The organism is Buchnera aphidicola (Hyperomyzus lactucae) (assembly GCF_005081705.1).
Lineage (GTDB): Bacteria > Pseudomonadota > Gammaproteobacteria > Enterobacterales > Enterobacteriaceae > Buchnera > Buchnera aphidicola_Y.
The window spans coordinates 300335-316505 of sequence record NZ_CP034876.1 but is presented as its reverse complement, the minus strand read 5'-3'; the positions used below and the strand labels follow the sequence as shown (position 1 = coordinate 316505).

The 16171-nt window shown below is 25.2% G+C and carries 14 protein-coding genes; 7 read left to right on the top strand and 7 right to left on the bottom strand.

Annotated elements, in window-relative coordinates:
* Nucleotides 1–5 precede the first annotated feature (5 nt).
* Genes hisS through rlmN form a run of 3 tightly spaced genes read right to left on the bottom strand, consistent with a single transcriptional unit; the run spans nucleotide 6 to nucleotide 3596 of the window.
* Nucleotides 6–1277: a histidine--tRNA ligase gene (hisS, locus tag D9V68_RS01465; protein WP_158357644.1), complete on the bottom strand. Its 1272-nt coding sequence runs from the start codon at nucleotides 1275–1277 to the stop codon at nucleotides 6–8.
* Nucleotides 1278–1328: 51 nt separating this feature from the next.
* Entirely contained in the window at nucleotides 1329–2435 is a 1107-nt protein-coding gene (gene ispG, locus D9V68_RS01460) for a flavodoxin-dependent (E)-4-hydroxy-3-methylbut-2-enyl-diphosphate synthase (protein WP_158357642.1), read from the bottom strand.
* 51 nt (nucleotides 2436–2486) lie between these two features.
* The gene (gene rlmN / locus D9V68_RS01455) at nucleotides 2487–3596 is read right to left on the bottom strand and encodes a 23S rRNA (adenine(2503)-C(2))-methyltransferase RlmN (RefSeq protein WP_158357640.1); all 1110 of its coding nucleotides are present in this window, start codon (nucleotides 3594–3596) and stop codon (nucleotides 2487–2489) included.
* Nucleotides 3597–3823: 227 nt separating this feature from the next.
* On the opposite strand from rlmN, the gene D9V68_RS01450 reads away from it, so the two are divergent.
* Nucleotides 3824–4621: an inositol monophosphatase family protein gene (locus D9V68_RS01450; RefSeq protein WP_158357638.1), complete on the top strand. Its 798-nt coding sequence runs from the start codon at nucleotides 3824–3826 to the stop codon at nucleotides 4619–4621.
* Nucleotides 4622–4696: 75 nt separating this feature from the next.
* On the opposite strand, the gene topA is transcribed toward D9V68_RS01450, so the two are convergent.
* The 4 genes from topA to D9V68_RS01430 all read right to left on the bottom strand — a co-directional run bounded on the left by topA (nucleotide 4697) and on the right by D9V68_RS01430 (nucleotide 10140).
* Nucleotides 4697–7288: a type I DNA topoisomerase gene (topA, locus tag D9V68_RS01445; protein ID WP_158357636.1), complete on the bottom strand. Its 2592-nt coding sequence runs from the start codon at nucleotides 7286–7288 to the stop codon at nucleotides 4697–4699.
* A gap of 121 nt (nucleotides 7289–7409) precedes the next feature.
* Nucleotides 7410–8420: a protease SohB gene (gene sohB, locus D9V68_RS01440; protein ID WP_158357634.1), complete on the bottom strand. Its 1011-nt coding sequence runs from the start codon at nucleotides 8418–8420 to the stop codon at nucleotides 7410–7412.
* A gap of 32 nt (nucleotides 8421–8452) precedes the next feature.
* On the bottom strand, nucleotides 8453–9202 hold the full coding sequence (locus D9V68_RS01435; protein WP_158357632.1) for a pseudouridine synthase: 750 nt from the start codon (nucleotides 9200–9202) through the stop codon (nucleotides 8453–8455).
* Between the two features lie 47 nt (nucleotides 9203–9249).
* On the bottom strand, nucleotides 9250–10140 hold the full coding sequence (locus D9V68_RS01430; protein ID WP_158357630.1) for a DMT family transporter: 891 nt from the start codon (nucleotides 10138–10140) through the stop codon (nucleotides 9250–9252).
* 221 nt (nucleotides 10141–10361) lie between these two features.
* On the opposite strand from D9V68_RS01430, the gene trpD reads away from it, so the two are divergent.
* The 6 genes from trpD (at nucleotide 10362) to D9V68_RS01400 (ending at nucleotide 16158) form a co-directional block, all read left to right on the top strand.
* Entirely contained in the window at nucleotides 10362–11408 is a 1047-nt protein-coding gene (gene trpD / locus D9V68_RS01425) for an anthranilate phosphoribosyltransferase (protein WP_158357628.1), read from the top strand.
* The gene (gene trpCF, locus D9V68_RS01420; RefSeq protein ID WP_158357626.1) at nucleotides 11371–12732 is read left to right on the top strand and encodes a bifunctional indole-3-glycerol-phosphate synthase TrpC/phosphoribosylanthranilate isomerase TrpF; all 1362 of its coding nucleotides are present in this window, start codon (nucleotides 11371–11373) and stop codon (nucleotides 12730–12732) included. Before trpD ends, trpCF begins: the two co-directional genes overlap by 38 nt.
* Before the next feature lie 39 nt (nucleotides 12733–12771).
* A complete protein-coding gene (gene trpB, locus D9V68_RS01415; RefSeq protein WP_158357624.1) occupies nucleotides 12772–13983 on the top strand; it encodes a tryptophan synthase subunit beta in 1212 nt (403 codons plus the stop codon).
* Entirely contained in the window at nucleotides 13958–14761 is an 804-nt protein-coding gene (gene trpA / locus D9V68_RS01410) for a tryptophan synthase subunit alpha (RefSeq protein ID WP_158357622.1), read from the top strand. Before trpB ends, trpA begins: the two co-directional genes overlap by 26 nt.
* Nucleotides 14762–14852: 91 nt before the next feature.
* Complete coding sequence (locus D9V68_RS01405) at nucleotides 14853–15596, top strand: YciC family protein (RefSeq protein WP_158357620.1); 744 nt, start codon at nucleotides 14853–14855, stop codon at nucleotides 15594–15596.
* Nucleotides 15597–15624: 28 nt separating this feature from the next.
* A complete protein-coding gene (locus tag D9V68_RS01400) occupies nucleotides 15625–16158 on the top strand; it encodes a septation protein A (protein ID WP_158357618.1) in 534 nt (177 codons plus the stop codon).
* Nucleotides 16159–16171: the final 13 nt, after the last annotated feature.

Below are 16171 nucleotides of genomic sequence, written 5' to 3'. Positions count from 1 at the left end.
TTTATTTAAAAAAAGTCTTTAACTTGTACTATTAGTTGTGTTTTTGAAAGATAAAACTCTTTTTCTTTTTTTAAATCTTTAACTAAAAAACATTCTTTTTCTATTTCATTATCACCTATTAGAATAGCAATTCTAGCTGAAGAATTAATCGCATTTTTTATTTTTTTTTTAAGATTTTGATCAAAAAAATTAATAAAGATTTTTAATCTAGGGTGTAAATTTCTTATTTCTTCAGATAAATTTAAAGCATGACATTTATTATGTTCCCCTATAAAAATAATATAAATATCAATATCTTGTATATTTTCTGAAAAAATTTTTAATGATTGTATAAGTAAAACTAAACGTTCTATTCCGATGGCAAATCCTATAGCAGGTGTTTTTGGACCCCCCATTTCTTCAATTAAAGAATCATATCTTCCACCTGCACAAATGGCATCTTTTGAACCTATTTTATTGCTTTTCCATTCAAATACAGTGTTATTATAATAGTCTAGTCCTCGTACTAATTTTTTATTATGCTTATATTGTATTCCATAAGAACTAATCATACTGCATAAATTTTTAAAATGATTATGTGAAGAAAGATTGATATACTCAGTAAGTAACGGTGCTTTTTCTAAAATTTTTTGTATTTCTATATTTTTAGTATCTAAAATTCTTAAAGGATTTGTATACAATCGTCTTTTACAATCTTGGTCTAACAAATTTTGATATTTTTCAAGAAATAAAACTAGTTTCTTTTTATACTGAAAACGATCTGTTTTAGAACCAATTGAATTAATTTCTAATGTTAGATAAGAATCAATACCCATTCTCTTCCATAAACGATTGGTTAAAAGAATCATTTCTAAATCAATATCTTCTCTATCTAATCCAAATACTTCTGCACCTAATTGATGAAATTGACGATATCTTCCTTTTTGAGGCCTTTCATATCGAAACATAGGACCTAAATACCAAAATCTATTATTTTTTTTATGCAGAGAATGATTTTGTATTATAGCTCTTACACAACCTACAGTACCTTCTGGCCGTAAAGTTAAACTGTTACCTTTTCGATCGTTAAAAGAATACATCTCTTTTTCTACTACATCAGTAACATGACCGATAGCTCTTTTAAAGATTTCTGTTTTTTCTAATAAAGGCAATCTGATTTCTAAATAACAATAACTAGTTAATACTTCTTTTAAAATAGTTTCTATGTGATTCCATATTTTTAAGTCTTTTGGAAAATAATCATGCATACCTCTAATAGATTTAATTTCTTTGTTCACAATTTTCTCTTATATTTAATATAAAATAAGCAAGATTTATGTAATTAAATATTATTTTTTTAAATAATTTAATTTATCTAATTCTTTTGCTTTTTTACGAATTTTAATTTCCATTTGCTCTATTATTTCTTCATTTTTTAATTTATTTTTTTGACGTATTCCATTTTCATAAAATGAACTTTTTTTATAACTTCCTGTCAATCCTAATGTTGCTACTTTGGCTTCACCTATACCATTAACAACACATCCAATAATAGATACATCTATAGGAGTAGAAATATCTTCTAATTTCTTTTCTAATTGATTTACTGTATTAATTACATCAAACTCTTGTCTAGAACAAGTAGGACAAGCAATAAAATTAACTCCTCTTGATCTTAAACATAAAACTTTTAAAATATCGTATCCTACTTTTACTTCTTCAACTGGATTTGCAGCTAGCGATACTCGTAAAGTATCTCCAATACCTTCTGATAGCAATGCAGAAATTCCTATAGAAGATTTTACGGTTCCAGTTCTTAAACTTCCTGCTTCTGTTATACCAATATGTAAAGGTTGTGTAATTTTTTTTCCTAATATTCTATAAGCCTCAACAGCTAAAAATACATCAGATGCTTTTACACTGACTTTAAACTGATTAAAATTTAAACTATCAAAATATTCAATATTTCTTATTGCTGATTCTACTAAAGCTTCTGGAGTTGGAATGCCATATTTTTTTAATATGTCTTTTTCTAATGATCCTGCATTTATACCAATACGAATAGGAATGTTTTTATCTTTTGCAGCATTAATTATTTCTGATACTCTTCTTTTGTTTCCGATATTACCTGGGTTAATTCTTAAACAATCTGCTCCATATTTTATAGCTTTTAAAGCTAATCTATAATCAAAATGTATATCTGCAATTAACGGTGTTTCTACTTTTTCTTTGATGATTTTAAACGATTCTGCAGCGTTTAATGTAGGTATAGAGACACGAACAATGTCCACTCCTACTTTTTGTAATTCTAAAATTTGATTAATTGTTTGTAAAGTATTTGTCGTGCGAGTATTAGTCATCGATTGAACTGAAATAGGAGCATTATTCCCAATGGGTATTTTCCCGACATAAATACGATCAGATTGTCTTCTATTAATATTTTTATATGTTTTCATAAAATGTTGTTTATATATTTTATACAATCAAAATGTAATAAATAAATTATATTATAAATTAATAAGTGTTTTTTTAATACGATTTATTATAGTACCTGTTAACTGTCCACATGCAGCATTAATATCTTCTCCTCTATTTTTTCTAATAACTGTTGTAAATCCTTTATTCCTTAAAATATTTGCAAAAATATTAATTCTGTTAATATCACTACATTGAAAAGAAGCACCTATAAAATGATTCCAAGGAATTAAATTAATTTTACTAGGTATATAATGTAATAATTGAGCTAATTGTTCAGCATTTTTATTAGAATCATTTATTCCATCTAACATGACGTACTCTATTGTTATTCTACCTCGATTAGCATTAGAATATTGTAGATATTTTAAAGCTGAATTTAAAATAGATGCAATATTATATTTTTTATTAATTGGCATGATACAGTCTCTAATGCAATCACTAGGAGCATGTAAAGAAATAGCTAAACATACATCAATCATGCTAATTCTTAGTTTATCTAATCCTGGTACTACTCCCGATGTAGATATAGTGATACGTCTTTTGGATAAACTAAAACCATGTTTATCTAAAATTATTTTTAATGCAGAAATAACATTTTTTAAGTTTAATAAAGGTTCCCCCATGCCCATAAAAACTATATTAGTAATACATTTTTTCATTTTTTTTTGTTTTAAAATTTTATTTGCTCTCCAAATTTGAGAAATAATTTCAGAAACTGTTAAATTTCTATTAAAACCCTGTTTTCCAGTAGCACAAAAATTACATTTTAAAGCACATCCAATTTGTGAAGAGATACAAAGTGTAGAACGTTTTTCTTCCGGTATATAAACTGTCTCTATTTTTTGATTATTAATTGCAGTAATCCATTTTATTGTACCATCACAAGATACTTTTTCTTCTATAAATTTTGATGCGAATATGCAAGCTGTTTCATGTAATCTGTTTCTTATTCTTATACTAATATTGAGCATCTTATTAAAATCGTCACAGTAATAATTATAAATCCATTTCATAATTTGTTCTGCAGTAAAACTCTTTGCCCCTAGAGAAATAAGAAAAGATCTTAAATCTATACGATTTAAATCTAATAAATTGATTTTAGATTTTGAAATATTTAATATGTTAATATTCTTGTTCATCTAAAAACCCTAAATATATATTTATAAAATATTTTTTTATTTAACATGTTATGTAATAGAAAAATTAAATGAAATACATTATTTTATATAACTTAATTAAATATTGTAGTATACAATATTTAATTGTTTTATTTATATATATCAAAAATATTTTCATTATTAATGAATATTAAAGATATTTAAATCATGCTATTATTCTAATAAATTTTAGAATCTAGGAGATTTTAATGCATCCAATGTTAAATATAGCTATTCGTGCGGTACGAAAGGGAGGAAATACTATTGTTCAAAATTATGACACACAAAAATTTATTGATGAAGATAGAGAAAAAAATAAAATATTTATAAATAAAATTATGTATAAAACATATAGAATTATTACTGAAATTATTTATAAATCTTATCCAAATCATATTATTTTAAACAAAAACGAAAAAATTTTATTAAATAACAATGAAATAAATACTATTTGGATTATTAATGAATTAGATGGAAGAAATAATTTCATCAAACACTTTCCTCATTTTTGTATTTCTATTGCTGTTCTTGTGAAAGGAAAAATAGAAATTTCCGTAATATACGATCCTATAAGAAATGATTTATTTACAGCGGTAAAAGGACAAGGTTCACAATTAAATGGTTATCGAACTCGATGCAGCAATATTAATAAATTAAATTGTACTACAGTCGCAGTTAATTTACCTAATTATGTTCATAATCAAGCTTTATTCTATTTTGAAATATATAAAAAATTAACTTTTTATGGAATTTCTTTTAGATGTACTGGTTCCACTGTTCTTGATTTAGCTTATGTTGCCGCTGGAAAAATCGATTGCTTATTTGATTTTAATTTAGCTCCCAATAATTTTATAGCAGGTAAACTACAGGTGAGAGAAGCTGGGTGTTTAATTAGTGATTTTACAGGAGGACATGGAGATAATAATAGCCGTACTGGAAATTTAATTGGTAGTCCTAAATTTATTAGACTAATTACTGAAAAAGTACGAGAATGTTATTCTCCATAATTTTATTCACATTAATAGACTTTTCAGTTAAACTTTACATATAAAACACTAATACTATCTTGATTTTTAAAAATGCTATTTATTAAAAACACACCATTTTTTATTAATAAATATAGCTGACCAATCTGTAAATTTTCCTTCTTTTTTAGAGGCAATATAGTGTTCTTTAGTTTTTTTATTAAAACAAACTATAGTTTTATTACCTTTATTATCAATAATAGGGGCACTGGATAAATGATTTATTTTTTCTGGTAATAAATGTTTAAAACGAACAAGTTCTTCAACAAGTGGAGATCTAGTTTCACGTGATTTAGGAAAGGTATTTGCAGCAAAAAAAATACCAGATATTCCCTCTCTTAAAACAAACCATGCGTTAGATTTTTTACAGAGTAATTCTGGAAAAGGGATTGGTGTTAATTTTGGATCAGATATTTCACCGTTGGATAAGATTTTTCTTGTATTTTTGCATGTGTTATTTATACATATAAAAAATTTACCGAATGGACCTGTTTTTAATGTCATATTATCATGACATTTTTCACATTTAATTATTTTAGATAAATAAGTAGGACTCTTGAAAATTCCTTTTTCTAGTTTATAGCCAATACAACTAGGATTATTAACACAAATATGTAATTTAAGATTTTGATGAATAAAATAACTATCCATTGCCATATTACATATATGACATTGATTGACTAATTCTAAAGATACATGTTTTTTGTCTTTTTTTTCTTTTTCATCAAAATCACGCAATGAGATAAGATTGATAGTTTTTTTACAACGGGCTTTAGGTTCGGAATTATATCCTGAACAACTAAGAAAAACACCTGTAATAGCAGTTTTTATTCCCATTTTTTTAGAACATACTGGACAATCAATTGAGGTGAGAACAATAATATTGGGTTCCATTCCTCCTTCTTCTGGACTTTTTTTTGCTTGTTCTAGTTGTTGAGAAAAATCTTTAAAAAAAGAATTTAGTACATTTTTCCAAGCAATTTTATTTTCAGCCACTTGATCCAGCTTTTGTTCCATACGTGCAGTAAAATTATAATCAATTAAATTGTTAAAGCTTTTTTTTAATCTAACAGTAAGGATTTCCCCCATCTTTTCTGCATAAAACTTATTTTTTTTAATTTTTGCATAACCTTTTTCTTGTATTTTTGATGTAATTGAAGCATAAGTAGAAGGTCTCCCGATACCCTTTTTTTCTAATTCACGTACTAAAGATGCTTCGCTAAAACGTGGTGTAGGTTTAGTAAAGTTTTGATTACATACGATTTTATTTATACGCAATACGCTTCCTATATTTAATATAGGAAATTCAGTAATGATGTTTTTTTCTTCTTTTAAAATGCTAGTCCAACCATTAAAAAGCACTATTTTTTCATTTTTTTTTAACTTAAATGTATCAGATAATACTGTGATAGTTATAGATTGATATTTCACTGATGTCATTTGAGATGCTATACATTGATTCCAAATCAACATATATAATTTTTTAGCATCTGCATTTAACTTTCCTGAAGTTATATCTTTTATTCTTACATCAGATGGACGAATAGCTTCATGAGCTTCTTGAGAATGTTCACGATTAGAGTATATATTAGGTTCTTGAGGTAAATAATCCTCTCCATAAAAATTTTTTATATATGTACGAACTCTTTCAATAGCATGTTTGCTTAAATAATTAGAATCAGTTCTGATATAAGTTATATAACCTTCTTCATATAATTTTTGTGCTAAAAACATTGTTTTTTTTACACTAAAACCTAAACGAAGGCTAGCAGATTGTTGTAAAGTAGAAGTGATAAAAGGAGCAGGTGCTCTTCTATACAGTATTTGTTTTTCATAATTATGAACAATGCATAATGATTTTTTAATTTTTTCTATTGAGAAATCTACTTCTTTTCTATTTATTGGACGAAATATTTTATTATGATTATGTGTAACATCCATCGTAATTTCTTTTTTGTTTTTAGAATAAAGAGAAACATTTAGTTTCCAATATTCTTCTGGTATGAAATTTTTTATAATATTTTCACGTTCTGCTATTATTCGAACAGCTACTGATTGTACACGTCCTGCAGATAAACCTCTCGAAATTTTTTGCCATAACAAAGGTGAAATCATATATCCTACAATTCGATCCATAAAACGACGTGCTTGTTGAGCGTGCACGCGGTTCATGTTTATGTGTCCTGTATTTTGAAAAGCTTTTTCTATTGAACGTTTTGTAATTTCATTGAATACTACACGTCTAAATTTAGAAGAATCTCCTCCAATAACTTCTTTTAAATGCCAGGCAATTGCTTCTCCCTCTCTATCTAAATCTGTAGCGAGATATATTCGATCTACTTCATTTGCAATTTTTTTTAGTTCAGAAATTATTTTTTCTTTACCAGGTAAAATATAATATTCAGCTTTCCAATTATGATAAGGATCAATACCTATTTGTTGTATTAATATATTTTTTTCATCAGATTTTAAAATATTTTTTTTTATTTTGTTAACAGATTTTTTAGATTTTTCTTTATTTTTAGATTTACCACAAAGTAAATCTCGCACATGTCCGATGCTGGATTTAACTATGTATTTTTGACCTAAATATTGATTGATAGTTTTTGCTTTTGCTGGAGATTCAACTATCACAAGAGATTTTTGCATATTTTTATCCAGTCAATAATATTAAATTGAATTATATTAATTTATATTGCAGTAATAAAATGACTAAATATAAAATTAATTATTCTGAAAAATTTATTTATGTCATTTTTCTTTTGTAAGATTATAAATAATTTTTATAAAAAAATATTTTAAGAAAAATTTTACTAATATTATCTAATATAGAAGAAACAAAACGTTCTAATATTTTTTTAGTATAAATATATTGGATATGTAATAAAGTATAATCTTCCATTTTAGAAATTAAGATATCATCACTAGTTCTGATTTCATCTATTAAATTTTTCTCTAAAGCCATTGTTCCAAACCAATGTTCTCCATTGGATACACTTTCAATATTTAAAGAAGGTCTCATTTCTTGAATAAATTTTTTAAAAAGTTCATGTGTTGTATTCAGTTCTTCACAAAATTTTTGACGTGTTGATTCAGTATTATTGCCAAACATAGTTAAAGTACGTTTATAATCCCCAGCAGTATGAAGTTCAATATCTATATGACATTTTTTTAATAATTTATTAAAATTAGGTATTTGACTTACTACACCAATGGAACCTATTATTGCAAATGGTGCTGAAATGATATAGTCTGCAACACAAGCCATCATATAGCCTCCACTGGCTGCAATTTTATCTACAGAGACTATTAATTTTATTCCTTTTTGACGCAATCTATTTAATTGAGAAGCGGCTAAGCCGTATCCATGAATCACACCTCCAGCACTTTCTAATCGCAATAATACTTCATCATTTTTTTTTGCAACTGAAAGTATGGCAGAGATTTCTTCTCGTAATCCAGCTACTTCGTTTGCATAAACGTCTCCTTTAAAATCTAAAACGTATAATATTTTTTCTTTGTTTTTTTCTTTGTTTTTTTCTTTATTTTTTTCTTTCTCTTTTTTTAACCATATTTTTTTTTCAAAATTTTTCATTGTTGATAATAAAATATTATTTTTTATATTTTTATAATTATCTTGAAGTAAAGTAAATTTTAGTTTACTTTTTTTGCTCTTGTTTTTTTTCATTATTGCAGAAAATAGTAGTATGACAGAAACAATCATTATAATTAAAGTAATTATTTTTGCTAAGAATAATTCGTAATTTACAAGTACATTCACAAAATAAACCTTTTTTAAAATAAATAAAATTTTTAGTATTTAATAGAAATTAAACGATATAAATTATCTACTAATATAGAATTTAATTCTATCCAATGTCCTAATTTTAAGTTTTTAGGTAAAATAATATTTCCATATCGTATTCTAATTAATCGACTGACTTGACATTTAACCTTTTCCCACATAGATCGAATTTCGCGATTTCTCCCCTCACATATAACTCCTTTAAACCATTTATTTTTTCCTAATTCTTTATCATTAATAGATTGTATTTCTTTAAATGAAGCATAACCATCTTTAATTTTAACTCCATTTTTTAAAATATTCATTGTATTTTTGTTAATTTTTCCAAAAACTCTAATATAATATTCTCTTTCTATCTTATTTCTAGGATGCATGAGTTTATTAGCTAGGTCTCCATTGTTTGTGAATAATAATAATCCTCTAGTATTAAGATCTAATCTTCCAATACTAATCCATCTATTGGTACTTAAAAATGGTAATGTATCGAATACAGTAGGACGTTTTTTAGCATCATATCTAGTACAAATTTCTCCTTCAGGTTTATTATAAATTAGTACTTTAGTTTTAAAATCCTTTTTTTTTATAAATATGTTTTCTCCTTTAATTGTAATTTTTCCAGGATTTTGATTATCTATACGCTGACCAATTAGTGCTTTTTTTCCATTAATAAATATATTTCCAGATTTAATCATTTTTTCGATATTACGACGTGAACCATATCCAAAATGCGATAATATTTTTTGTATTTTTTCAGTCATTTTTATATCCTTGTATATTTTTTTAGAAATATATTAATGATAATAAGTTATTTATTTTTCTTTAGATAATTTATTGGAACTAAAGTTAATAATATTCCTATAATTAAAGGAAAAATAAACCACATTTCATAAAATAAAATCGTATTTTTATAAATATAGTTTTCTAAAAAACCAGCAATAACTGGAAAAATTAAAAAAACAGTAGAAGCATAAAATGCACTCACTTTTTGTTGTAAATAAAAATAAGATAAAATTCCAAAAATTCCAGAAAAATCTCCAAGATAAAATATAGCAAAAATAGATTTTTTAGAAAATGTATTAATATGAGGATGTTCTATAAACCAAGATATAGTAGACAATAATATTCCAGATACTAATGAAGGCAAAGCATTAAAGGTGATAACTGATACATTACAGCATTTTTTTTGACATTCAGCATAAATCATAGCATGACTAAATAAGGCAAATAGTAAAGCTAAAATTCCCTTCCACTGATAAAAGTATTGTGATTCTAATTCTATTAGTAAAACAATTAATAATGTAATTAAAGAAATTAATATTCCTATTTTTTGAATAAAAAATAATTTCTGTTTTAAATATAAAAATGATACTGTTAATACAGCCACAGGCATATTTGAAAATATAATAGAAGCTATAGAAGAACTAACATAATTACCTCCATATAACATTAATGTGAATGGTAAAGAAAAATAAAAGATAGAAATAATAAATTGAAACCATCTTTGTCCATATGGAAATAAAAGAGGTGTTTTTGTATAATAAGCAAGAATGATTAATAAGGGGGATGCTGCTAAAAAACGTATTCCAGTTGCAAAAAATGGAGGAATAGTTTCTATTGCAATTTTCATTGCAATCCAAGTAGTTCCCCACGTAATTGATACTAGAGAAAATAATATTATTATTACTATTTTATTCATTGCAAGTACCCCAAAAAAAAATAAAAATATAACATATATCATGTATTTCATTAATATTTATATATTATTTTTAGTTTTAAAGTTATTTATAAATACTACAAAGAGATATTTTACTAAACGTAAATTACTTTTAATTAGATCATTATTAAAATATTAACAATAATAAACATAAAAAGATTTTATATATAAATAAATATTTTTTAAAATACTTAAGGTCATAAATGCAAAAAATTTTAAATAAAATTTACGACTCAAAATATTTGAGTCAAGAAGAAAGTTATAAATTATTTAAATCTATTTCTTCTGGAAGAATCAAAGATGTACAATTAGCATCTGTATTAATTGCAATGCGAATACGAGGTGAATCAACAGAAGAAATCATTGGAGCAATATATGCATTTTCAGAAAATATGAAATACTTTCCAAGACCTAGCTATGTTTTTTCTGATATAGTAGGAACGGGTGGAGATTCTAAAAATACTATTAACATTTCAACTGCAAGTGCTTTTGTTGCTGCAACTTGTGGCTATAAAATTATTAAACATTGTAATCAAGGAATTTCTAGTAAATCAGGTTCTTCTGATCTTTTGAAAAAATTCAACATAAATTTATATGCATCTTCAAAAAAATCTCGTAAATCTTTAGATGAATTAAATATTTGTTTTTTATTTGCTCCTAAATATCATCATGGTTTTCAATATTCTAATAATGTTCGTAAAATTTTAAAAACTAAAACGATTTTAAATATATTGGGACCCTTTCTTAATCCTGCACTACCTCCTCTTTCTGTAATTGGTGTTTATAATAAAAAATTAATTGGTCCTGCAGTACAAATTTTAAAATATTTAAAATATAAAAGAAGCATCGTTTTACACGGTAATGATACTGATGAAGTTTCATTAAATGGAATAACATATGTTTCTGAGTTGTTCAATGGAAAAGTTATTTCATATGAATTGGGACCACAAGATTTTGGTCTAAAAATACATACCGAAAAATTATTTACAGAAAGTTCATTAGAAGAAAATTATCATATTATTAGTCAAACAATGCAAGGAAAAGGTCATAGATTGCATGAAGAATTAATAGCAGTCAATGTAGCATTATTATTTAAAGTATTTGGAAAAGAAAATTTAAAAGAAAACACTCAATTGGCATTAGATAAAATTCGCAGTGGAGATGTTTATAAACATATAAGAAATGTTGCTGAAATGCTAAAAGAAGATAATTATGCAAGAGACAATACTGAAAAAAATTATATACGATAAAAAAGACTGGATTGCGTTTAGAAAAAAAAAACAACCTTTAGTTAATTTTAAAGATAAAATTAATAAAAATACACGTAATTTTTATGATTCTTTAAAAGAAAAAAACCCTTTTTTTATATTAGAATGCAAAAAAAAATCTCCTTCTTTAGGAGTTATTAGAAACGATTTTAATTTGGTTAATATTGCTAATATTTATAAAAAATATGCTTCTGCTATTTCAGTACTTACAGAAGAAAAATATTTTCATGGAAATTTAAAATTTATAAATATAGTTCGAGAATCTGTCTCTCAGCCTATTTTATGCAAAGATTTTTTTATTGATCCATATCAAGTATATTTAGCTAGATATTATAATGCAGATGCTATTTTATTAATGCTATCTGTTTTAAATGATATACAATATAAAGAGCTATCTATAATAGCAAAAAAATTAAATATGAGTGTATTGACTGAAGTAAATAATATCGCAGAATTAAATCGTGCTCTTGAGTTAAAAGCTAATATTATTGGTATTAATAATCGTAATTTACACGATTTATCAATCGATTTAAATCGTACTCGTATATTAGCACCTTTAATTAAAAAAAATATTATCATCGTAAGTGAATCAGGTATACAAAAATATCGTCAAGTAAGAGAACTTAGTAAGTTTGTGCATGGTTTTTTAATTGGTTCTCATTTAATGTCTAAAAAAAATTTAGAGATGGGTATACGTTCTATCATGATAGGTAATAATAAAATTTGTGGATTAACTCGACACACTGATATAAAAATTGTTGAAAAATATGGATCTATTTATGGTGGACTTATTTTTGTAAAAAGCTCACCTAGAAAAATTAATAAAAAAATTGCAAACAATATTATTGTAAATAGCAAATTAAGATTTATAGGAGTTTTTCAAAATGAAGAAATTAATATTATCGTCAATATTGCTGAAGAATTATCTTTATATGCAGTACAGCTGCATGGACAAGAAAATCAAGAATATATTCATAAATTAAGAAAAATACTACCTCAAGAAATTAGAATTTGGAAAGCTTTTTCTATTAAATCTCAATTACCGAGTCTTAATTGGAATAATATAAGTATGTATGTATTCGATTCTAATTCTGGAGGAAGTAATAAGTCTTTTGATTGGTCTATTTTGCATAATCATGTTTTAGATAATGTCTTATTAGCTGGAGGAATTAATTTAGATAATTGCATTCTGGCTTCTAAATTAAATTGTTCAGGATTGGATATTAATTCTGGTATAGAAACCTCTCCTGGCATTAAAGATCATAAAAAAATCAAAGAAATTTTTAAACGATTAAGACATTATTAAACTATTTTTATAGTTAACAAACTAATAGGAAAGAATCGCATGACTTTACTGAATCCTTATTTTGGTGAATTTGGTGGTATGTACGTTCCTCAAATATTAATACCGGCTTTATTTGAATTAGAGAAAAATTTTGTTGCCGCGCAAGAAGATATAAGTTTTCAAAAGAAATTTTATGATTTATTAAAAAATTATGCAGGAAGACCTACTCCATTAACTTTATGTAATAATTTAACTCAAGGTACAAAAACACGTATTTATCTTAAGAGGGAAGATTTGCTACATGGTGGTGCACACAAGACTAATCAGGTTCTAGGACAAGCTATGTTAGCACTTAGAATGAAAAAAAAGGAAATTATTGCTGAAACAGGTGCTGGTCAACATGGTGTAGCTACTGCTATTGCTTGTGCATTATTAAATTTAAAATGTAGAATTTATATGGGATTCAAAGATATTGAAAGACAATCTACAAATGTTTTTCGTATGCAATTAATGGGTGCAAAAGTCATATCAGTAAAAAATGGTTCAGGAACTTTAAAAGATGCATGCAATGAAGCTTTGCGCGATTGGTCTAAAAGTTATAAAACATCTTATTATATGATTGGGACTGCAGCTGGGCCGCATCCTTACCCCACTATGGTTCGTGAATTTCAAAGAATGATTGGAACAGAAACAAAAAAACAAATATTAGAGAAAGAAAATAGACTACCTGATTCCATCATTGCATGTATTGGTGGTGGTTCTAATGCAATTGGTATTTTCTCAGATTTTATGGATGATAAAGTAAATTTAATTGGTGTAGAACCCGCTGGTCAGGGTATACATACAGGAAAACATGGGGCACCGTTAAAACATGGAAGAACTGGTATTTATTTCGGTATGAAGTCTTATTTAATGCAAGATAAAGAAGGTCAAATTAAAGAGTCTTGGTCAATTTCAGCGGGATTGGATTTTCCATCTGTCGGTCCTGAACATGCTTGGTTGAGTAGTATTAATCGAGCTCAATATGTATCTATTACTGACGAAGAAGCTATAAATGCATTTTTAATTCTATGTAAAAAAGAAGGCATTATTCCTGCTTTGGAATCTTCTCATGCATTAGCGTATGCATTGAAATTAATGAAAAAAAACCCTTACAAAGAACAACTTTTTGTTGTTAACCTTTCTGGACGTGGGGATAAAGATATTTTTACAGTTAATAATATTTTAGAAAAAAAGGAAAAATATAATGAATCGATATCCAGAAATGTTTAAAAGATTATCTTTATTAAAAGAAGGATGTTTTGTACCTTTTGTAATTTTAGGAGATCCATCTTTAGAAATATCGATAAAAATAATTGAAATTTTAATTAAAAATGGTGCTGATGCTTTAGAAATCGGAATACCATTTTCGGATCCTCTCGCTGATGGACCTATTATTCAAAAAGCAAGTTTACGTGCTTTATCTAAAAAAAATACGTTTTCAGAATATTTTGAAATATTAAAAAAATTAAGGGCCCAAAATACACAATTACCTATTGGTGTTTTAATATATGCTAATCTTATATATAATCAGGGTATTGATAATTTTTATTGGAAATGTGCAAATTGCGGTTTAGATTCAGTGCTTATAGCTGATGTTCCGATTGAAGAATCAAAAATTTTTTATGAAACTGCAAACAAATATAAAATTAACTCTATTTTTATATGTCCACCAGATGCAGACGATGAATTCTTGAAAAAAATTTCTTTATATGCACAAGGATATATTTATGTATTGTCTCGTCTTGGAATAACGGGAATAGAAGATAAAACTCCTTCACTATCTAAGGATTTTATCAAAAAAATAAAACGATATAATTCTCTTCCTTTATTACAAGGTTTTGGAATTTCCAATGCTATACAAGTCAAAAAAGCAATATTATCAGGTTTATCAGGTATAATATGTGGTTCAGCAATCATAGATATTATCGAAAAAAATTTTACTCAAGAAAATATAATGTTTAAAAAAATAAAAGATTTTACTAGATTGCTAAAAATCTCTACTCAATAATAATTAATAATTTTTATATATAAAAAATATGCTCATCTAAAATAATATGTATATCTTCGTATTGTACACAGTGTTGATAAGGAGCGTGCATATGCTAATTACAGCAAAAGAATTGCGTCATGATACGCGTCATTTTTTTCATAAACAAATAGCAACTATTTTTTTTATATCTATATTCATAACATTTATTAGTATGTTCATAGATATGTTTATTAAACCAGATATGCATATTATATTTATAATAGAGAATAATAATTTTATTAATGCTGAATCATTATTGGAATTAATTCATAATATGAATCTTGAAGAAAAAGCTCAATTATTAAAATATTCTATATTCAAAATAATAGAATTATTAATTAATAAAACATTATTATTAGGAAGTATGATAACTTTAATTTCTAATCTATCTAAAGATAAAAAAGAACCAATTCTAAAAGTATTACATTCTTTATTTTTATTTTTACCAAGCTTGTTTATTTTAAATTTTATGATTGCTTTTATTATTCAATTAGGTTTTATGTTATTAGTTATTCCAGGTATTGTATTAACAATAATACTATCTTTAACACCTATTATTTTTTATTTTAAAAAAAATAGTTTAATAGATTCTATACGTCTCAGTATGCATATTTCCTGGAAAAATATAAAAATAATAGCATCAGGCGTTTTATTGTGGATGTTTGGAAAATTTATTCTAATAACATTATTATCTAGTATCTATCTTTCAAATAAAAACATAGTTTTTTTAATATCAAATATCAGTACAAATATATTGTATTCTATTTTAATTATATACTTATTTCGATTTTATATGATATTTTCAAATACTTGAAAATTTAAAGATTATCTAGGTTTATACTATGAAACAAATATTGAATATATTACCAATGCTCATTTTCTTCATTTTTTACAAATTTTATGATATTTTTATAGCTTCTGGATCTTTAATTATTACATCAGGATTATTATGTATAATTTATTGGGTAATCTATAATGAAATAGATAAAATTAATTTATTTAGTTTTTTTGTAATTGCTTTTTTTGGTTCTCTAACAATATTTTTTCACGATAGTCAATTTATCAAATGGAAAATAACAATAATTTATATAATTTTTTCTATAGTATTATTAACTAGTCAATTTTTAACAAAAAAACCAATAATACAAAGATTTTTAGAAAAAGATATTAGTATATCTAACGTAGATTGGCGAAAAATTAATTTTTTTTGGTCTTTATTTTTTTTATTTTGTAGTATTTTAAATATTTATATAGCATTCTGGTTTTCAGAAAAAACTTGGGTGACTTTTAAAGTTTTTGGATTTACATCTTTAACGTTTTTTTTAATTTTAATAACTGGTATTTATATAAACTACAAAATATCAAAAGAAAAATAATTTTTTAAAATAA